The organism is Delftia sp. PX-1 (assembly GCF_055797465.1).
Map to the genome: position 1 here is coordinate 5,771,731 of NZ_CP184763.1, position 19,329 is coordinate 5,791,059.

At 66.7% G+C, this 19,329-nt stretch carries 14 protein-coding genes; 7 read left to right on the forward strand and 7 right to left on the reverse strand.

What is annotated here, in order from left to right:
- The first annotated feature begins 102 nt into the window (after positions 1-102).
- Positions 103-927, forward strand: coding sequence for a twin-arginine translocase subunit TatC (gene tatC / locus ACN20X_RS26415; protein ID WP_016445558.1), 825 nt, complete (start codon positions 103-105; stop codon positions 925-927).
- A 210-nt stretch (positions 928-1,137) separates the two neighbouring features.
- On the opposite strand, the gene ACN20X_RS26420 is transcribed toward tatC, so the two are convergent.
- The 4 genes from ACN20X_RS26420 to ACN20X_RS26435 all read right to left on the reverse strand — a co-directional run bounded on the left by ACN20X_RS26420 (position 1,138) and on the right by ACN20X_RS26435 (position 9,247).
- Positions 1,138-2,613 (reverse strand): glutamate synthase subunit beta, encoded by a 1,476-nt coding sequence (locus tag ACN20X_RS26420; RefSeq protein WP_126310914.1) that lies wholly within the window; start codon positions 2,611-2,613, stop codon positions 1,138-1,140.
- 69 nt (positions 2,614-2,682) lie between these two features.
- Positions 2,683-7,413 (reverse strand): glutamate synthase-related protein, encoded by a 4,731-nt coding sequence (locus ACN20X_RS26425; protein ID WP_016445556.1) that lies wholly within the window; start codon positions 7,411-7,413, stop codon positions 2,683-2,685.
- 188 nt (positions 7,414-7,601) lie between these two features.
- Positions 7,602-8,312, reverse strand: coding sequence for a transposase (locus ACN20X_RS26430; RefSeq protein ID WP_016445555.1), 711 nt, complete (start codon positions 8,310-8,312; stop codon positions 7,602-7,604).
- A 95-nt stretch (positions 8,313-8,407) separates the two neighbouring features.
- Complete coding sequence (locus ACN20X_RS26435; protein ID WP_046239363.1) at positions 8,408-9,247, reverse strand: IclR family transcriptional regulator domain-containing protein; 840 nt, start codon at positions 9,245-9,247, stop codon at positions 8,408-8,410.
- 86 nt (positions 9,248-9,333) lie between these two features.
- Here ACN20X_RS26435 and ACN20X_RS26440 point away from each other — a divergent pair, with 86 nt between their 5' ends.
- The 5 genes from ACN20X_RS26440 to ACN20X_RS26460 all read left to right on the forward strand — a co-directional run bounded on the left by ACN20X_RS26440 (position 9,334) and on the right by ACN20X_RS26460 (position 13,947).
- Positions 9,334-10,035: a 3-oxoacid CoA-transferase subunit A gene (locus ACN20X_RS26440; RefSeq protein WP_012207359.1), complete on the forward strand. Its 702-nt coding sequence runs from the start codon at positions 9,334-9,336 to the stop codon at positions 10,033-10,035.
- 26 nt (positions 10,036-10,061) lie between these two features.
- The gene (locus tag ACN20X_RS26445) at positions 10,062-10,721 is read left to right on the forward strand and encodes a 3-oxoacid CoA-transferase subunit B (protein ID WP_026062883.1); all 660 of its coding nucleotides are present in this window, start codon (positions 10,062-10,064) and stop codon (positions 10,719-10,721) included.
- Positions 10,722-10,792: 71 nt separating this feature from the next.
- Positions 10,793-12,004 carry a 3-oxoadipyl-CoA thiolase gene (gene pcaF / locus ACN20X_RS26450; protein WP_133072257.1) on the forward strand — a complete coding sequence of 404 codons (1,212 nt, stop codon included), beginning with the start codon at positions 10,793-10,795 and terminating at the stop codon, positions 12,002-12,004.
- Positions 12,005-12,011: 7 nt separating this feature from the next.
- Entirely contained in the window at positions 12,012-12,752 is a 741-nt protein-coding gene (locus ACN20X_RS26455; RefSeq protein WP_013800773.1) for an SDR family NAD(P)-dependent oxidoreductase, read from the forward strand.
- 187 nt (positions 12,753-12,939) lie between these two features.
- Positions 12,940-13,947 (forward strand): Bug family tripartite tricarboxylate transporter substrate binding protein, encoded by a 1,008-nt coding sequence (locus ACN20X_RS26460; protein ID WP_046986461.1) that lies wholly within the window; start codon positions 12,940-12,942, stop codon positions 13,945-13,947.
- A gap of 221 nt (positions 13,948-14,168) precedes the next feature.
- Here the strand turns inward: ACN20X_RS26460 and ACN20X_RS26465 are convergent, their stop codons facing one another.
- From ACN20X_RS26465 to ACN20X_RS26475, 3 genes are all read right to left on the reverse strand, one after another.
- Positions 14,169-14,963, reverse strand: coding sequence for a hypothetical protein (locus ACN20X_RS26465; protein ID WP_043789998.1), 795 nt, complete (start codon positions 14,961-14,963; stop codon positions 14,169-14,171).
- A gap of 95 nt (positions 14,964-15,058) precedes the next feature.
- Positions 15,059-16,576: an alkaline phosphatase gene (locus ACN20X_RS26470; RefSeq protein WP_016445550.1), complete on the reverse strand. Its 1,518-nt coding sequence runs from the start codon at positions 16,574-16,576 to the stop codon at positions 15,059-15,061.
- 38 nt (positions 16,577-16,614) lie between these two features.
- Positions 16,615-18,027 (reverse strand): alkaline phosphatase, encoded by a 1,413-nt coding sequence (locus tag ACN20X_RS26475; protein WP_046986463.1) that lies wholly within the window; start codon positions 18,025-18,027, stop codon positions 16,615-16,617.
- Positions 18,028-18,221: 194 nt separating this feature from the next.
- Between ACN20X_RS26475 and ACN20X_RS26480 the strand changes: the two genes are divergently transcribed.
- On the forward strand, positions 18,222-19,319 hold the full coding sequence (locus ACN20X_RS26480; RefSeq protein WP_046986464.1) for an MBL fold metallo-hydrolase: 1,098 nt from the start codon (positions 18,222-18,224) through the stop codon (positions 19,317-19,319).
- Positions 19,320-19,329 lie beyond the last annotated feature (10 nt).

Genomic DNA, 19,329 nt, shown 5'->3' on the forward strand with positions numbered 1-19,329 from the left:
ACCCGGGCACCCGCCATCGCCCCACCCTGCCCGATCCGTCGGGCTTTCTGCTTTTCATACCAGGTCCGTGGACGCCCTTGCGGCCCGCCGCGGTTTCGCACCATGTCCGACATTCCACCTAAAGACGACGAGCTGGCAGGCACCGAGCAGCCTTTCGTCCAGCACCTGATGGAGCTGCGCGACCGCCTGCTCTACTGCATCTACGGCATCGGTCTGGCGATCGCCGTGCTGGCCGTATGGCCCGGCCCCAACGGGCTGATCGACTTCATCGCCCACCCGATCAAGGCCCACATGCCGCCCGATGCCAAGCTCATCGCAGTCGGCGTGTTCACCCCCTTCTTCGTGCCGCTCAAGGTACTGATGATGGTGGGCATCTTGGCCGTGCTGCCCTGGATCATGTACCAAATGTGGGCCTTCGTGGCGCCCGGCCTGTACAGCCATGAAAAGCGCTTTGCGCTGCCGCTGATCATCTTCGGCAGCCTGCTGGCCTATATCGGCATCGCCTTCGTGCAGTTCTTCGTGCTCGACAAGATGTTCGCCTTCATCCAGGGCTTCACCCCGGACAGCGTGGCGGCCACGCCGGACATTGCATCGTATGTGGAGGCCATCCTGTCGCTGTACCTGGCCTTTGGCCTGGCCTTCCAGGTGCCCATCGTGGTCATGCTGCTGGTGCGCTTCGGCCTGGTGGACATCGCCAAGCTCAAGTCCTTCCGCGGCTATTTCATCGTGGTGGCCTTCATCATCGCCGCCGTGGTCACGCCGCCCGACGTGATCTCCCAGCTGGCCCTGGCCGTGCCCATGTGCATTCTTTACGAGATCGGCATCCTGGGTGCCGGCTGGTTCAGCCGCGTCTCCAAGGCGCCGGAAGAAGAAGCCGAACCCGGCACCGCAGTGGACAAGCCCGCAGAGGATAAACCCTCCCCCTGAGTCGCTTCGCGCCTTCCCCCAGAGGGGGACGACACCCTCGGTGCGGGGCGGCGCGGCCGGCCCAGGCCCTTCCTCGGTGTCTCTCGCTTTAGGGCGCGCCAGTTTCAAGGGCCTACGCTGAAACACGAGGAATTTGTAATAAAAAGCCCTTGGTTCATCACCAAGGGCTTTTTCTTTGTCTATGGCCAAGCCCCTTCCGGGGTTGGCATCTCACCGAGGCAGGTCGGACGTGCCCATGAGGAACTCGTCAATGGAGCGAGCGGCCTGGCGGCCTTCGCGGATGGCCCAGACCACCAGGGACTGGCCGCGGCGCACGTCGCCGGCGGCGAAGAGCTTGGGCACGCTGGTGGCGTAGCCGCCCGTGAAGTCGGTGGTGGCCTTGACGTTGCCGCGTGCGTCCTTGTCCACGCCAAAGGCATCGAGCACGGCCTGCACGGGGCTGACGAAGCCCATGGCCAGCAGCACCAGGTCGGCCTTGAGCACCTGCTCGCTGCCGGGCACCTCGACCATCTTGCCGTCCTTCATTTCGATGCGCACGGTCTTGACGGCCGTGACCTGGCCCTTCTCGCCGATGAACTCCTTGGTGGCGATGGCGAACTCGCGCTCGCAGCCTTCCTCGTGGCTGGAGCTGGTGCGCAGCTTGATCGGCCAGTAGGGCCAGACCAGGGGCTTGTTCTCCTGCTCGGGCGGCATGGGCATCAGCTCGAACTGGGTCACGCTGACGGCGCCATGGCGGTTGCTGGTGCCCACGCAGTCGGAGCCGGTGTCGCCGCCGCCGATGACGATGACATGCTTGCCATCGGCACGCAGCTGGCCCTTGAGCTTGTCGCCGGCATTGACCTTGTTTTGCTGCGGCAGGAACTCCATGGCGAAATGGATGCCCTTGAGTTCGCGGCCGGGCACGGGCAGGTCGCGCGACTGCTCGGCACCGCCGGTCAGCAGCACGGCGTCGAACTCGGCCATGAGCTGCTCGGGGCTGACGGTTTCCTTGGCCCAGTTGGTGACCTTGGAGTCTTCGCCCAGGCCGTCCTTGCCCGCCACCAGCACGCCGGTGCGGATCTTGACGCCTTCGGCCACGAGCTGCTCGACGCGGCGGTCGATGTGCGACTTCTCCATCTTGAAGTCGGGAATGCCGTAGCGCAGCAGGCCGCCGACGCGGTCGTTCTTCTCGAACAGCGTCACATCGTGGCCGGCGCGGGCCAGCTGCTGCGAGGCCGCCAGGCCTGCGGGGCCGGCGCCGACCACGGCCACCTTCTTGCCGGTCTTGCGGCTGCTGGGCAGCGGCTTGACCCAGCCTTCGGCCCAGGCACGGTCGATGATGGCGTGCTCGATGGACTTGATGCCCACGGCATCGTCGTTGATGTTCAGGGTGCAGGCGGCCTCACAGGGCGCGGGGCAGATGCGGCCCGTGAACTCGGGGAAGTTGTTGGTGCTGTGCAGCACGGCGCTGGCGCTCTTCCAGCCGCCGTGGAAGACCAGGTCGTTGAAGTCCGGAATGATGTTGTTGACCGGGCAGCCGTTGTTGCAGAACGGCGTGCCGCAGTCCATGCAGCGCGCGCCCTGGATCTTGGCCTGGCTGTCATCGAGGCCGATGACGAATTCCTTGTAGTGCTTCACGCGCTCGGCGACGGGCGCATAGCCCTCCTCGAGGCGCTCATATTCCATGAAGCCGGTGGTCTTTCCCATGATTCGTTGTCCTGATGTGTGGGGTGCAGGGATGGGTGCGGGCCGCTGCCCGCATCCTTCGCTTCCTTGTTATTTGGCGGCCACGGCTTCCTTGGCGTGTTCCTCGACCTCGGGCGTGGCGGGCTCTTCCATCACCTGGCGCTCGTACATCTCGGACAGGGCACGCTTGTACTCGCTGGGGAAGACCTTGACGAACTTGGAGCGGGCCGCCGCCCAGTTGTCCAGCAGGTCGCGGGCGCGCTTGGAGCCGGTCCAGCGGCTGTGCGCCTCGATCAGCGCGCGCAGCTGGCGCTCGTCGGTTTCGCGGCGGTGCCAGACGGCGGGCGAGACCTGGGCCAGGTGCTCGTCGTGGGGCAACACCTGGTCCAGCGAGACGGACGCCTTGTTGCAGCGCTCGGCGAAGCGGCCATCCTCGTCGTAGACATAGGCCACGCCGCCGCTCATGCCGGCGGCGAAGTTGCGGCCGGTCTTGCCCAGCACCACCACGGTGCCGCCGGTCATGTATTCGCAGCCGTGGTCGCCCACGCCTTCGACCACGGCGGTGGCGCCAGACAGGCGGACCGCGAAACGCTCGCCGGCCACGCCGCCGAAGAAGGCCTCGCCGCTGGTGGCGCCGAACATCACGGTGTTGCCCACGATGGTGTTGCTGGTGGTATCGCCACGGAACTCATGGCTGGCGTGCACCACCACGCGGCCGCCGGACAGGCCCTTGCCCGTGTAGTCGTTGGCGTCGCCGCGCAGGTTCAGCGTGATGCCGTTGCACAGGAAGGCGCCGAAGGACTGGCCGCCGGTTCCCTCGAAGTGGATGCGGATGGTGTCATCGGGCAGGCCTTCGGGATGCACGCGCGTCACGGCACCGGAGAGCATGGCGCCCACGGAGCGGTTGACGTTGCGCGCCACTTCCATGATGCGCACGCGCTCGCCGTTCTCGATGGCGGGCTTGCAGCGCTCGATGAGCTTCACGTCCAGCGCCTTGTCCAGCAGGTGGTCCTGCTTTTCGACATGGAAGCGCGCCACGTCGGCGGGCACTTCGGGCTGGGCGAACAGGCGCGAGAAGTCCAGGCCCTGGGCCTTCCAGTGCTGCAGGCCCTTGCGGGTGTCCAGCAGGTCGGAGCGGCCGATCAGGTCGTCGAACTTCGCCACGCCGAGCTGGGCCATGATCTGGCGCACTTCCTCGGCGATGAAGAAGAAGTAGTTCACCACATGCTCGGGCTTGCCCGAGAACTTGGCGCGCAGCACCGGGTCCTGCGTGGCCACGCCCACGGGGCAGGTGTTCAGGTGGCACTTGCGCATCATGATGCAGCCCTCGACGACCAGGGGCGCCGTGGCGAAGCCGAACTCGTCGGCGCCCAGCAGCGCGCCGATGACGACGTCGCGGCCGGTCTTCATCTGGCCGTCGGCCTGCACGCGGATGCGGCCGCGCAGGCGGTTGAGCACCAGGGTCTGCTGGGTCTCGGCCAGGCCGATCTCCCAGGGCGAGCCCGCATGCTTGATGGACGACCAGGGCGATGCGCCCGTGCCGCCGTCATGGCCTGCGATGACCACGTGGTCGCTCTTGCACTTGGCCACGCCGGCCGCGATGGTGCCCACGCCCACTTCGGACACGAGCTTGACCGAGATGTCGGCGTGCGGCGCCACGTTCTTCAGGTCATGGATCAGCTGGGCCAGATCCTCGATGGAGTAGATGTCGTGGTGGGGCGGGGGCGAGATCAGTCCGACGCCGGGCACGGAGTGGCGCAGCTTGCCGATGTAGTCGGACACCTTGCCGCCGGGAAGCTGGCCGCCCTCGCCGGGCTTGGCGCCCTGGGCCATCTTGATCTGCACCTGGTCCGAGGACGACAGGTACTCGGCCGTGACGCCGAAGCGGCCCGATGCCACCTGCTTGATCCTGGAGCGCAGCGAGTCGCCGTCCTGCAGCTCGATGTCGGCCTCGACCTTGTCGGCGCCGATGATGGAGCCCAGGGTCTCGCCCTTCCTGATCGGGATGCCCTTGAGCTCGTTGCGGTAGCGCTGGGGATCTTCCCCGCCTTCGCCGGTGTTGCTCTTGCCGCCGATGCGGTTCATGGCCACTGCCAGCGTGGCATGGGCCTCGGTGCTGATGGAGCCCAGCGACATGGCGCCCGTGGCAAAGCGCTTGACGATCTCCTTGGCCGACTCGACCTGGTCCAGCGGGATGGCCTTGGCCGGGTCGAACTTGAACTCGAACAGGCCGCGCAGCGTCATGTGGCGCTTGCTCTGGTCGTTGATCAGCTGGGCGTATTCCTTGTACGTGCTCCAGTTGTTGGAGCGCGTGGAATGCTGCAGCTTGGCGATGGCGTCGGGCGACCACATGTGCTCTTCGCCACGGGCGCGCCAGGCGTATTCGCCACCGGCGTCCAGCATGGTCTCCAGCACGGGATCGTCACCGAAGGCCGCGCGGTGGTTGCGGATGGTTTCCTCGGCGATCTCGAAGACGCCGATGCCCTCGACGCGGCTGGCCGTGCCGGTGAAGTACTTGTCCACGGTGTCGCTGTTCAGGCCGATCACCTCGAACAGCTGGGCGCCGCAATAGGACATGTAGGTGGACACGCCCATCTTGGACATGATCTTGGACAGGCCCTTGCCGATGGCCTTGACGTAGTTGTAGATGGCCTTGTCGGCCGACAGGTCGCCGCCCAGCTCCTTGTGCATGTCGGCCAGGGTTTCCATGGCCAGGTAGGGATGCACGGCCTCGGCGCCGTAGCCCGCCAGCACGGCGAAGTGGTGCACTTCGCGCGCCGTGCCCGTTTCCACGACCAGGCCGGCCGTGGTGCGCAGGCCCTCGCGCACCAGGTGCTGGTGGATGGCCGACAGCGCCAGCAGCGCGGGGATGGCCACCTGGGTGGCGCTCACATGGCGGTCGCTGATGATCAGGATGTTGGCGCCGCCCTTGATGGCGTCCACGGCCTGCGCGCACAGCGATGCCAGCTTGGCTTCCACGCCCTGCTTGCCCCAGGACAGCGGGTAGGTGATGTCGATCGTTGCGCTCTTGAACTTGCCCTGCGTGTGTCGTTCGATGTCGCGCAGCTTGGCCATGTCGGCGAAGTCCAGCACGGGCTGGTGCACTTCCAGGCGCATGGGCGGGTTGACCTGGTTGATGTCCAGCAGGTTGGGCTTGGGTCCGATGAAGGACACCAGCGACATCACGATGGCTTCGCGGATGGGGTCGATCGGCGGGTTGGTCACCTGCGCGAACATCTGGCGGAAGTAGTTGTACAGCGGCTTGTTCTTGTCCGACAGCACGGCCAGCGGGCTGTCGTTGCCCATGGAGCCGATGCCTTCCTCGCCGTTCTTGGCCATGGGGGCCAGCAGGAACTTGATGTCTTCCTGCGTGAAGCCGAAGGCCTGCTGGCGCTCGAGCAGCGGCAGGCTGGCGGCCTCGGGGCCGGCATGGGTGTCACCGCCCACGCTGCCCAGCTTGATGCGCAGGTTCTCGATCCACTGCTTGTAGGGCTTGGTGTTGACGATGTTGGCCTTGAGCTCGTCGTCCTCGATCAGGCGGCCCTGCTCCAGGTCGATCAGCAGCATCTTGCCGGGCTGCAGGCGCCACTTCCGCACGATGGCGCTGTCGGGCACGGGCAGCACGCCGGCTTCGGACGCCAGGATGACCAGGTCGTCATCGGTGATCACGTAGCGCGAGGGGCGCAGGCCGTTGCGGTCCAGCGTGGCGCCGATCTGGCGGCCGTCGGTGAACACGATGGAGGCCGGGCCGTCCCAGGGCTCCATCATGGCGGCGTGGTATTCATAGAAGGCGCGGCGGCGCTCGTCCATGGACTCGTGCTGTTCCCAGGGCTCGGGAATCATCATCATCACGGCCTGGCTGATGGGGTAGCCGGCCATGGTCAGCAGTTCCAGGCAGTTGTCGAACGTTGCCGTGTCGGACTGGCCGGCGAAGCTGATGGGATAGAGCTTCTTGAGGTCCTCGGCCAGCACGGGCGAGGCCATCACGCCCTCGCGCGCCAGCATCCAGTTGTAGTTGCCGCGCACGGTGTTGATTTCACCGTTGTGGGCCACGTAGCGGTAGGGGTGGGCCAGCGGCCACTCGGGGAAGGTGTTGGTGGAAAAGCGCTGGTGCACCAGGCCGATGGCCGAGACGCAGCGCTCGTCGGACAGGTCGTTGTAGTACACGCCCACCTGGTCGGCCAGCAGCAGGCCCTTGTAGACCACGGTGCGGCTGCTCATGCTGGGAACGTAGTATTCCTTGCTGTGCTTGAGCTTGAGGTTCTGGATGGCGGCGCTGGCCGTCTTGCGGATCACGTACAGCTTGCGCTCCAGCGCGTCCTGCACGATCACGTCGGCGCCGCGGCCGATGAAGACCTGGCGCAGGATGGGTTCCTTTTCCTGGACCGTGGGCGACATGGGCATGTCGCGGTTCACGGGCACATCGCGCCAGCCCAGCAGGACCTGGCCTTCGGCCTTGATGGCGCGTTCCATCTCCTGCTCGCAGGCCAGGCGCGAGGCGTGTTCCTTGGGCAGGAAGATCATGCCCACGCCGTACTCGCCCGCGGGCGGCAGGGCCACGCCCTGCTTTGCCATCTCTTCGCGGTAGAGCTGGTCGGGAATCTGGATCAGAATGCCCGCGCCATCGCCCATGAGCTTGTCGGCACCCACGGCACCGCGATGGTCGATGTTTTCGAGGATCTTGAGCGCGCCGGTGACGATGTCATGGCGCTTGACGCCCTTGATATGCGCAACAAAGCCGAGGCCGCAGGCGTCGTGCTCGTTGCTCTTGGAGTACAGACCGTGGTCTTGGAGATGCTTGATCTCGGCAGCCGTCGTCATGGCGGAATCCTCAAATTTTTCGCAGGGAACGCAAGATTAAGGCAAGGCATCACCTCATGCAATAAATTTATATAAGGGTCAGATCCCAATTAATTCCAGAACAAAAAAATCGGAAATTAATAAGGGACATATTTATTTCACAGAGGCCTGCGATGAGGAATCAAGCACTTGCAGACCATCAGTGGGTACTAACGCACTGTTGTGGTGCGCTCATTGGTCCGTCCTGGCGGACGGCCGGCGCGCTGGCGGGTCACGCGGCGCTCGGTGCGCTGTTGTAAATCGGCAATGAATTGCTCATCGCCCAGCGCCCAGCCCCGCAGCGCCGACTGGCTGATGCGTTCGCCGTCATCGCTGCTGACGCCCTCTTCCACGGCCGACACATACGCCGCGTCGCGCGCAAACGGGGTGTTGCCCAGCTCCCAGAACACGGCATGGGGCTGGATCAGCGCGTCGCTGCGCAGGCCGGCGTTGTGCGCGTAGCTGGACCAGGGCCAGTCGGCCGGCCGCTGGACCAGGCCGGCGCGCACGGGGCTGTCGTCCATGAAGACCATGGTGGGCAGCAGCCAGCTGGGCTGCAGCACCGTGCCGCGATAGCGACCTTCCCACAGCGTGCCGCTGCGGCCGTGGCGGTCGTTGAAGTAGCGCACATAGCGCCGGCCCACGGCCTGCATGAACCTGGGCAGGCCATCGTCGGTGCGCGGCGTGGCCAGCAGGTGGAACTGGCTGGGCAGGAGCACGTAGGCATGCACGGCCAGCTCGCAGCTGCGCGCCATCTCGCGCAGCAGCCCCAGCATGGTCTCCCGGTCCTGGGCATCGATGAAGATGTCCGCGCCGTTGTTGCCGAGCTGGATGATGTGGTGCGGCAGATCCGCAATGGTGAGTCTGGGCAGGCGGGCCATGGTGCTGGGTGCAGGCAAGCGGGTGCAGGGCGTGGAGCGGCAATTATGGAGCGCCCCGCCCCGCCCCGCGCTGCCGCACTGCGCCACACTCCGTTTTACAGGGAAAGACGCGACGAGGCCCTCAACAGCTGGCTCACCAGCTGCGTGGCGGCCAGCAGCCGGGGCAGCAGTTGCACGCGCATCATCTCGGCGCTGTTGCGGTTGGCCTGGCCGCTGATGTTGAGCGCGGCCACGGTGCGCCCTGCCGCGTTCTTCACGGGCGCCGCGATGGAGATCAGGCCTTCGGCCAATTCCTGGTCCACCAGGGCCCAGCCCTGGGCGCGCACCTCCAGAATGCGCTGGCGCAGGCGCTCGTCGTCCTGCTCGGTCAACGCCGTGAACTGGCGGCGCTCGCGCGCATCCAGCAGGGCCTGCAGGGATTCATCGCTCTCGCCGGCCAGCAGCACGCGCCCCATCGAAGTCCAGCAGGCCGGCAGGCGCGAGCCCACGCTGAGGTTGGTGCTCATGATCTTGTGGGTGTGCACGCGCAGCACATAGACGATGTCGCCCCCATCGAGCACGGCGGCCGAGCAGGACTCCTTGACCTCGTCGACCAGGTTTTCCATCACGGGCTCGGCCAGGTTCCAGACCGGGGTGGAGCTGAGGTAGGCAAAGCCCAGTTCCATGATGCGCGGCGTGAGCTGGAACAGCTTGCCGTCGCTCTTCACATAGCCCAGCGTCTGCAGCGTCAGCAGGATGCGCCGGGCCCCGGCGCGCGTGAGCCCCGTGCGCGCCGCCACCTCGCTGAGCGTCTGCGCAGGCGCCTCGGCGCTGAACGAGCGGATCACGCCCAGGCCGCGCGCGAAGGACTGCACATAGCTGTCGCCGGGGCGCGGCGTACCGCCCTCTTCTTCAACCCCACCTGTGGAAATTACGGAAGCGGCTTTTTTTTCCATGGCCCTATAATTCTTTCTGCGAACTTTTGTTCTACATACGAACATTTTAGCGCAGCGCCAGCGGCCTGCATACCGGAGACAAGCAAGTGATCAACAAAATCACCGACACCATCGCCGAGGCGTTGTCGGGCGTCCAGGACGGCTCCACCGTGCTGATCGGGGGCTTTGGCACCTCGGGCAATCCCACCGAACTCATCGACGGCCTGATCGCCCAGGGCGCACGCGAACTGACCGTGGTCAACAACAACGCGGGCAACGGCGACCAGGGCCTGGCCGCGCTGCTCAAGAGCGGCCAGGTGCGCAAGATCATCTGCAGCTTCCCCCGCCAGGTGGACAGCTGGGTGTTCGACGACCTGTACCGCAGCGGCAAGATCGAGCTGGAACTCGTGCCCCAGGGCAACCTGGCCGAGCGCCTGCGCGCCGCCGGCGCCGGCATCGGCGGCTTCTTCTGCCCCACGGCCTATGGCACGGAGCTGGCCAACGGCAAGGAAACGCGCGAGATCAACGGCAAGCACTATGTGCTGGAGCATCCCATCCACGGCGACGTGGCACTGGTCAAGGCCGAGAAGGGCGACCGCTGGGGCAATCTCACCTACCGCATGTCGGCCCGCAACTTCGGGCCCGTGATGGCCACGGCGGCCAAGCACACGATCGCCACCGTGCACGAGATCGTGGAGCTGGGCGCGCTGGACCCCGAGGCCGTGGTCACGCCCGGCATCTACGTGAGCCAGATCGTGAAGATCGACCGCGTGGCCACCCAGGCCGGCGGCTTCAAGAAAACCGCATGAGCGCCCCAACCGCCGAAAGCAAGAGCATGAGCAGCTACCAGAAACGCAGCAAGCAAGAGCTGGCCCGGCGCGTGGCCGAAGACATCTTCGACGGCGCCTACGTCAACCTGGGCATCGGCATGCCCACCCAGGTGGCCAACCATATCCCGGCCGGCCGCGAGGTCATCCTGCAAAGCGAGAACGGCATCCTGGGCATGGGCCCGGCGCCCGCCGAAGGCCAGGAGGACTATGACCTGACCAATGCCGGCAAGCAGCCCGTCACCCTGCTGCCGGGCGGCTGCTACTTCCACCATGCCGACAGCTTCGCCATGATGCGCGGCGGCCACCTGGACATCTGCGTGCTGGGCGCCTTCCAAGTCTCGGCCACGGGCGACCTGGCCAACTGGAGCACGGGCGAGGCCGGTGCCATTCCCGCCGTGGGCGGCGCCATGGACCTGGCCGTGGGTGCACGCCAGACCTGGGTGATGATGGACCTGCTGACCAAGACCGGCGAATGCAAGGTCGTCGAGGCCTGCAGCTATCCGCTCACGGGCCTGTCCTGCGTCAAGCGCATCTACACCGACCTGTGCACGCTGGAATGCACGCCCGAGGGCCTGCGCCTGATCGACACCGTGCCCGGCCTCTCGCACGCCGAGCTGCAGTCCATCGTGGGCCTGCCCATCAAGGACGCGACGGCCACGGCCTGATCCCTCCGCTCCCCCAGTGGGTGCGCTGCGGCGCACCCCGGCACCTCTTCATTCTTTTCCCAGGAGACACCATGAGCCAGTCCAACCAGGCCTTCATCTGCGACGCCATCCGCACCCCCTTCGGCCGCTACGGCGGCGCCCTGTCCCCGGTGCGTGCCGATGACCTCGGCGCCGTGCCGATCAAGGCGCTGATGGAGCGCAACCCCGGCGTGGACTGGACGGCCGTGGCCGACGTGCTCTACGGCTGCGCCAACCAGGCCGGCGAAGACAACCGCAACGTGGCGCGCATGTCCGCCCTGCTGGCCGGCCTGCCCATCGATGTGCCGGGCGCCACCATCAACCGCCTGTGCGGTTCGGGCCTGGACGCCGTGGGCACGGCCGCGCGCGCCATCAAGGCGGGCGAGGCCCGCCTGATGATCGCGGGCGGCGTGGAAAGCATGAGCCGCGCCCCCTTCGTCATGCCCAAGGCAGAAAGCGCCTTCAGCCGCAGCAACGCCGTCTATGACACCACCATCGGCTGGCGCTTCGTCAACAAGCTGATGAAGCAGCAGTACGGCGTGGACTCCATGCCCGAGACGGCAGAGAACGTGGCCGGCGACTTCAGGATCGAGCGCGAAGCCCAGGACCGCATGGCCCTGGCCAGCCAGCAAAAGGCGGCCGCCGCCATTGCAGCCGGCTACCTGGCCAAGGAAATCGTGTCCGTGTCCATTGCCCAGAAGAAGGGCGACGCCATCGTGGTGAGCCAGGACGAACATCCGCGCGCCACCACCATCGAGGCGCTGGCCAAGCTCAAGGGCGTGGTGCGCCCGGATGGCACGGTGACGGCCGGCAATGCCAGCGGCGTGAACGATGGCGCCTGCGCCCTGCTGCTGGCCAACGAGGAAGCCGCCCAGCAATACAACCTGGTGCCCCGCGCCCGCGTGGTCGGCATGGCCGTGGCCGGCGTGGCACCGCGCATCATGGGCTTCGGCCCCGCGCCTGCCGTGCGCAAGGTGCTGGCCCTGACCGGCCTGACGCTGGAGCAGATGGACGTGATCGAGCTGAACGAAGCCTTCGCCGCGCAGGGCCTGGCCGTGCTGCGCGATCTGGGCATTGCCGACGACGACCGCCGCGTCAACCAATGGGGCGGCGCCATTGCGCTGGGCCATCCGCTGGGCGCCTCCGGTGCCCGCCTGGCTACCACGGCCGTGAACCAGCTGCACACGCTGGGCGGCCGCTACGCGCTGTGCACCATGTGCATCGGCGTGGGCCAGGGCATTGCCGTGATCCTGGAAAAGGTCTGAGACAGCGATGAGCACCGTGGACAACAAGACACCCGTCACCGTGGTCAGCGGCGCCAGCAACGGCATCGGCCGCGCCATCGCCGAGGCCCTGCTGGCCCAGGGCCGCGCCGTGGTCAATCTCGACTACGTGCTGCCCGAATGGAGCCATCCGCTGCTGGTGAGCTACCAGGCCGACCTGACCAGCGAGCAGGCCACGGCCGAGGCGGCGGCCCGCATTGCCGCCGCGCACAACGTGGTGGCCCTGGTCAACAACGCGGGCGCCACGCGCCCCGGCACCATCGACAACGCCAGCACCCAGCATCTGGACGATGTGGTGGGACTGCACCTGCGCGCGCCCATGCTGCTGGTGCAGGCCTTCCTGCCCACGCTGCGTGCCTGCGGCGAGGGCCGCATCGTGAACATGTCCTCGCGCGCCGCGCTGGGCAAGCCCGACCGCATCGTCTACTCGGCGACCAAGGCGGGCCTGATCGGCCTGACGCGCACCCTGGCGATGGAGCTGGGCCGCGACCGCATCACGGTCAATGCCCTGGGCCCCGGCCCCATCGCCACCGAGCTGTTCACCAAGAGCAACCCCGAAGGCGCGCCGCAGACCCAGCGCATCCTCAACAGCATTGCCGTGGGCCGCATGGGCACACCGGAAGACGTGGCGCGCGCCGCGCTGTTCTTCCTGTCGCCCGACAACGGCTTCGTCACCGGCCAGGTGCTCTACATCTGCGGCGGCACCACGCTGGGCGTGGCGCCCATCTGACCGAACGTCGGACCGACCGTCTGACCGACCGTCTGACCGAACGCCTTCCCAGGCACAACCCCCTTCAAGAAGAACCACTGGAAGCGCCCGCCTGCACAGGCGTGCGCCACACAGGGCATTGCCCTGGCCCAGCCCGGCGTTGCCGGGCCCGGCCATCCACCTTATTGCCGAATCAGGAGACCTCTCGATGTTTGATCAAACCACCCGTTTCACCCGCCGCCGTGGCCTGCAGGCGCTGGCCGCCGCATCCCTGACCGCGCTCGGCGCCCTGTCCGGCACCGCCGCCCTGGCCCAGGACGGCTTCCCCAGCAAGCCCATCACCATCCTCGTGCCCTTCGCCGCTGGCGGCACCACCGACATCCTGGCGCGCATCGTCGCCCAGGCGCTGCAGCAGGAGCTGGGCCAGACCGTGATCGTGGACAACAAGCCCGGCGCGGGCGGCAACATCGGCGCCGTGGCCGCCGCACGTGCGCCGGCCGACGGCTACACGCTGTTCATGGGCACCGTGGGCACGCATGCCATCAATGCCGCGCTCTACGCAAAGCCCGGCTTCGACCCCATCAAGGACTTCTCGCCCCTGACGCGCGTGGCCAACGTGCCCAACCTGCTGGTAGCCCACCCCAGCCAGCCGTTCAAGACCGTCAAGGAAATGATCGCCTATGCGCGTGCCAACCCCGGCAAGCTGAACTACGGCTCCTCGGGCAGCGGCAGCTCCATCCACCTGTCGGGCGAGCTGTTCCGCTCCATGACAGGCCTGGACATGGTGCACGTGCCCTACAAGGGCAGCGCCCCGGCCATCACCGACCTGCTGGGCAACCAGATCGCCGTCATGTTCGACAACATGCCCTCGGCCATCCAGCATGTGCGCTCGGGCAAGCTGCGTCCCATCGCCGTGACCACGGCCAAGCGCTCGCCGGAACTGCCCGATGTGCCCACCGTGGCCGAAGCCGGCGTGCCAGGCTACGAGGCCACCTCCTGGTTCGGCCTGTGGACCCAGGCCAAGACGCCCGCCGCCGTGCAGCAGCGCCTGTACACGGCCATTGCCAAGGTGCTCAAGGACCCGGCCGTGGTCAAGAAGATCAACGACCAGGGAGGTGATGTCGTGATCGACACGCCGGCCGAATTCCTCGCCTACATCAAGGCCGAATCGACGAAGTGGAGCAAGGTCGTCAAGGACTCCGGGGCGCAAGTCTGACCTTCGTTTCCGTATAAAAGAGCTGCTGCGTGCAGCTCTTTTTCATTGGAGCACCGACCTATTGCTAAGCACCGCCCACATCGCACGAACGAGCGCGGCCCAACTCAGGGACACCGAGGAAGGGCCTGAGCCGGCCGCGCCGCCCCGCACCGAGGGTGTCGTCCCCCTTCAGGGGCGCCGTGCAACGGGGAAGGCGCGAAGCGACTCAGGGGGTAATCATTTCAATCCAGCAGATCGGAGTAGTCACCCTTGTCGTAGCCTTCGATGGCCTTCCAGGGCTGGGCCAGCGGTGCGGGCAGCTTGGTGGCGGTGACGACGATGCGCTCGGTGCCGTGGGAGTCGCTGCGCTCCACGCGGCGGGCGAACTGGTTGGCCACGTCCCAGTCGATGACAGTGGTCTGCTCGCCTGCCTTGCCGCGGTAGCGCTGCACGCCGTTGTGCGGCTTGCCCACGCGCTCCATGCCCTGCAGCGCGGTGGGAGGCACGATCCAGTACACGTTGTCGAAGGAGCCGCCGTAGCCCACGTTGCCGTGGTGGGCCAGGTCCACGCTGATGACGCGGCGCAGCTTGGCCAGGATGACTTCCACGCCCACCTTGCCGTCATCGGCGCGGCGGATGGACAGGGGTGCGGCGCGGGCTTCGTCATGGGCGTGGCCGGCGTGCGGGCCGTGGGCCTGGTCATGGCCGTGCTCCTGGCTCTGGCGCAGGGCGGCGGGCATTTCCCGCTCTATCCACAGCTGGGCCTTGCGGCGGTAGACGCGGTTGGTATAGACGCTGCTGCGCTGCACGCCGTCGCTGCCCACGCTCATGGCTTCATAGGTGATGCGCAGGTCGGCCTCGGGCGTGGCCTGCACGGCGGCCGTGGTGCGCGCCACGGAATCCGCAGGGACTGCGGCCGTGGGTGCGGGTGCCGGCTTGGGCGGCTCGGCGGCCCATGCTGCGGAGACGGAGCAGGCCAGCAGCGCGGCCGCGTAGATGTGGCGCGCCGCGCGCGGCGCCGGAAGGGAGAGCGTCATGGAATCCAGCCAATGCGAAAAAACCGGGGCCGGGCACACGCATGCGCCACGGCTCCGGCCAGGGGTTGGCAAGCAGCCAACGAAGGAAGAAACAATTACAGGCCAGCGGCTTCGCGGACCTTGGAGAACACCTTGGTGTTGTCCATCGTGCCCTTGAAGATCCTGGCGCCCGCGCCGCCGGCGAACAGCATCACGTCGCCGCCGCCATGGGTCTCGGAGCCCGGCGTGCCCAGGTTCAGGCCCACTTCCTGCAGGTAGTTGTCGTCCGTGGTGTCCACGCCGCTGAGGTCCTGGCGCTCCGCGCCGCGAGTGGGCGCGATCCAGGGCTTGTTGCCATCTTCGGCATTGACCTGGCTGGAGGCCGTGGCGTTGGGACGTCCGCCATTGCCGAAGGCCAGCGTGGTGTAGGGCTTGCCGTCCTGGGCCTTGGCCATCTGGCCGCTCTGGTAGTCCTGCACCTTGCCCAGGATGGGGTTGCCGATCCTGGAGTAGCCGTTGAACACCATGTTGTGGTCGTGATCGGCGGTGACGACGATCAGCGTGTTCTTCAGGCCCGGATCCTTCTTTTCCATGTAGGCCATGGCGGTCTCGATGGCGCGGTCGAAGGCCAGCGTGTCTTCCAGCGCGCGCTTGGCATTGGTGCCGTGCAGTGCGTGGTCGATGCGGCCGCCTTCCACCATCAGGAAGAAGCCCTTGTCATTGCGGCTGAGCACATCCAGCGCCTTGCCGGTCATGTCGGACAGGCTGGGCTCGTCCAGCCTTTGCTTGACGCGATCCAGCTCGTAGGCCATTTCGCTTTGCGTGAACAGGCCCAGCAGCTTGGGCGCCTTGGTCGCGTCCAGGGCCGCCAGCTCGCTGCCCTTGGCGACATAGGCGTAGCCCTTGGCCTTCATCATGTCCACGAGGTTGGCCGTGTCCGTGCGCTTGCTGCTGGGGTTGACCGACTTGGGCAGGTAGTTGCGCTGGCCGCCACCCATGAGCACGTCGATGCCGTCGCCCAGCCTGGCGTTGTAGTTGGCATGCCCGGGCACGGACTGCTCGGCAATGCTGTTGTAGCCATTGCGGTTGCAGATATGGGCATAGGTGGCCGCAGGCGTGGCATGGCCCACGCGCGTGGTGGAGATGGCGCCCACGGCGCGGCCCTTGGCCTTGGACAGTTCCAGCAGGGTCTGCGCGGGTTGGCCGTTGCCGGCCGGGCAGGTGGTGTCCTCGCCGTTGATGTACTGCTGGCCGTTGGCCGCGTAGGCCATGGTCTCGGCCGACATGGAGATGACTTCGTTGTTCATCTTCACGCCGGTCATGTAGGCGGCCATCGAGGGCGCGCTGTCCGTGGTCTGGCCATCGCGCGAGAAGGTCTTGATGCGGCTGGCGTAGGGCAGGGACTGCATGGTCAGCGTGGCGCGTTCGCTGCTGGCCAGGGAGCCGGCCTTTTCGGCCAGCTGCTTTTCACCCTTGTAGATGCGCGCGGCGGTCACGGTGACCGGGCCCATGCCGTCGCCGAGGAAGAAGATGACGTTCTTGGCCTCGCCAGCCGCATGGGCTGCAGGCGCCAGCAGCGCCAGCGCGCCGGCCGCCGCCAGGGCGAGGGAGGTCTTTTGAAGGATCGGATGCATGTGGAATTCCTTGAGTGCCTTGAATGCAGCGTGCGGCATCACAAGCCGATGCTCTTCTTGATCAGGTTGAACACGGCCGTGTTGTCGATCACGCCCGAGAACGTATCGGCACCCATGCCTTGAGCCCCCAGGAACACGTCGCCGCCGCCGTGGGTTTCGGAGGCCAGGGGCACCACGGCCTCCTGCAGGTAGTCGGGGCTCTCCAGCGAAGCCGCGTCGATAGGGCCGCGCGTGGCCAGGCGCTTGGGACCGTTGCCGAAGCCCAGGATGGTGTAGGGATTGCCATCCACATCGGTGGAGGCCTTGCCGTCCACGTAGTTCTTGACCAGGCCCAGCACGCCGGGCTTGCCGGCCTCGGTCTTGCCGGTGCGCGCGGCATAGCCGTTCAGGTGCAGCGTGTGGTCATGGTCGGCTGTGACGACGATCAGCGTGTTCTTCAGGCCCGGATCGAGCTTGGCCATCTTGTCCAGCGCGGTCTGGATGGCGTTGTCGAAGGCCACGGTATCCTGCAGCGCGCGGCGCGCGTTGGTGGCGTGCAGCGCATGGTCGATGCGGCCGCCTTCCACCATCAAGAAGAAGCCCTTCTTCTTGGCCGACAGCGCGTCGATGGCCTTGCCCGTCATCTCGGCCAGGCTCGGTTCCTTGGTCGCGTCGCGGTCCAGGTCATAGGCCATGTGGTCCTTGGTGAACAGGCCGGCGATCTTGCTGCCGTCCACGGGCAACTTGTCGAACTCGCTCTTGTTGGCGGCGTAGCTGTACTTTTGCGTCTTGAACTCGGCGATCAGGTTGCGGCTGTCGTTGCGGCGGCCGCCGTCGGCCTTGGGCGTGAAGTAGTACGAGCCACCGCCCAGGATCACGTCCACGCCGTCACCGAGCTTGCTGTTGTAGCCGGAGCCGCCGGGCACCAGGGCCGCGGCGATGGTGTTCTCCGCATCGCGGTGGCAGACGTGCGAGTAGGTGGTTGCCGGCGTCGCATGCGTGATGCGCGCGGTGGAGACCACGCCCGTGCCGTAGCCGGCGGACTTCATCTGCTCGAGCAGCGTGGGAACGGCCTGGCCGTTGCCGCTGGGGCAGGTGCTGTCGTAGTTGGTGTGATAGGCCTTGCCGCTGGCATCCGTGGCCTTGGTGTCGGGCGTCATGGAGATGACTTCGTTGTTCATCTTCACGCCGGTCATGTAGGCGGCCATCGAGGGCGCGCTGTCCGTCACCTGGGCGTCGTTCGAGAAGGTGTGGACGAAGGCCGTCTCGGGCAGCTTGTCCATGGTCAGCTCACCGTCTTCGCCCACGCTGTAGATGCGCGCGGCGGTCATGGTGGTGATGCCCATGCCGTCACCCAGGAAGAACAGCACGTTCTTGGTCGGGGTGGCAGCGGACGATCCATCGCTGCCGCCACAGGCGCTCAACAGCAGCGACGCACCGGCCAGCGCGCTGCACAACATCTTCAGTTTCATGCGGATATCCCTTTGTAGGCAGGGGACCCCGCGGCAAGGCCGCGCCCTCCCCCTGTTGATTGATTTGTGCACTGTAGGAACAGCCCGTGACGAGCCAGTGACAGTCAGCCCAGGCCGGCAGGCGTATCGTTGCAGGCAAGGCGCTGAGGGCCGGATAGCATTGCGGCCAACCCAGCGACGGAACAAGGAACCCCATGAACCAGAAAGCCCAAGACCCGATCGCCTCGCAGGCCCCGGAAGCGCCGCCCAGGCCGGTGCTCGACTACCCGTTCGAGGCGCCGCCGCAGCGCGGGCAGACGCTGGAGGTGGCGCCCGGCGTGCTCTGGCTGCGCATGCCCCTGCCCTATGCGCTGGACCACATCAATCTCTGGGCCATCGATGACGGCCAGGGCTGGGCCATCGTCGATACGGGTGCGCGCACCGACGAAGGCGTGGCCACCTGGCGCGCGCTGTTCTCCCAATCCACCGATGGCCGCTCGCTGACGCGCGTCTTCGTCACCCACATGCACCCCGACCATGTGGGCCTGGCCGGATGGCTGACGCGCAAGTTCCATGTGCCCCTGTACATGACGCGCCTGGAGTACCTCAACTGTCGCGTCGTGGTCTCGGACTGCAGCCGCGAGGCCCCGCCCGACGCCATCGCCTTCTACCGCCGCGCAGGCTGGAGCGACAGCGCACTGGAGTCCTACCGCGCCCGCTTCGGCAACTTCGGCAAGCACATCCATGCCCTGCCCGACAGCTACCGCCGCCTGCACGATGGAGAGGAACTGCGCATAGGAAAACACCTGTGGCGCGTGGTGGTCGGCAGCGGCCACTCGCCCGAGCACGCCAGCCTGTACTGCCCCGATCTCAAGCTGCTGATCTCGGGCGACCAGGTGCTGCCGCGCATCTCGTCCAACGTCTCGGTCCACCCCATGGAACCCGACGCCAACCCCATGGCCGACTGGATGGAGTCTCTGGAAAAGGTCAGGCGCGAAGTGCCCGACGATGTGCTCGTCCTGCCCGCGCACGGCGATTGCTTTCGCGGCCTGCATGCGCGCATCGATTCGCTGGTGGCAGGCCAGGAGCGTGCCAGCGACCGGCTGCTGGCAGCCCTGGCCGAGCCGCGTCGCGCCGTCGATGTCTTCGGCGCCCTCTTCTCACGCCCCATCAGCGAATCCAGCCCAGCCCTGCTGGGCATGGCCACGGGCGAAAGCCTGGCCTGCCTGAATCATTTGATGCATGCAGGGCAGGTGGAGCGCAGCATTGATGCCGATGGCATCGCCTGGTACCACGCCGTGGCGGGGGTCTGAGACTGCTGCA

Excerpts from the sequence above, each read along its gene's own strand:
- ACN20X_RS26455 (WP_013800773.1), top strand. The coding sequence starts at position 12,012 with ATGAGCACCGTGGACAACAAGACACCCGTCACCGTGGTCAGCGGCGCC.
- ACN20X_RS26445 (WP_026062883.1), top strand. The coding sequence starts at position 10,062 with ATGAGCAGCTACCAGAAACGCAGCAAGCAAGAGCTGGCCCGGCGCGTG.
- ACN20X_RS26460 (WP_046986461.1), top strand. The coding sequence starts at position 12,940 with ATGTTTGATCAAACCACCCGTTTCACCCGCCGCCGTGGCCTGCAGGCG.
- ACN20X_RS26435 (WP_046239363.1), bottom strand. The coding sequence starts at position 9,247 with ATGGAAAAAAAAGCCGCTTCCGTAATTTCCACAGGTGGGGTTGAAGAA.
- ACN20X_RS26430 (WP_016445555.1), bottom strand. The coding sequence starts at position 8,312 with ATGGCCCGCCTGCCCAGACTCACCATTGCGGATCTGCCGCACCACATC.
- ACN20X_RS26425 (WP_016445556.1), bottom strand. The coding sequence starts at position 7,413 with ATGACGACGGCTGCCGAGATCAAGCATCTCCAAGACCACGGTCTGTAC.
- pcaF (WP_133072257.1), top strand. The coding sequence starts at position 10,793 with ATGAGCCAGTCCAACCAGGCCTTCATCTGCGACGCCATCCGCACCCCC.
- ACN20X_RS26475 (WP_046986463.1), bottom strand. The coding sequence starts at position 18,027 with ATGAAACTGAAGATGTTGTGCAGCGCGCTGGCCGGTGCGTCGCTGCTG.
- tatC (WP_016445558.1), top strand. The coding sequence starts at position 103 with ATGTCCGACATTCCACCTAAAGACGACGAGCTGGCAGGCACCGAGCAG.
- ACN20X_RS26470 (WP_016445550.1), bottom strand. The coding sequence starts at position 16,576 with ATGCATCCGATCCTTCAAAAGACCTCCCTCGCCCTGGCGGCGGCCGGC.
- ACN20X_RS26465 (WP_043789998.1), bottom strand. The coding sequence starts at position 14,963 with ATGACGCTCTCCCTTCCGGCGCCGCGCGCGGCGCGCCACATCTACGCG.
- ACN20X_RS26480 (WP_046986464.1), top strand. The coding sequence starts at position 18,222 with ATGAACCAGAAAGCCCAAGACCCGATCGCCTCGCAGGCCCCGGAAGCG.
- ACN20X_RS26420 (WP_126310914.1), bottom strand. The coding sequence starts at position 2,613 with ATGGGAAAGACCACCGGCTTCATGGAATATGAGCGCCTCGAGGAGGGC.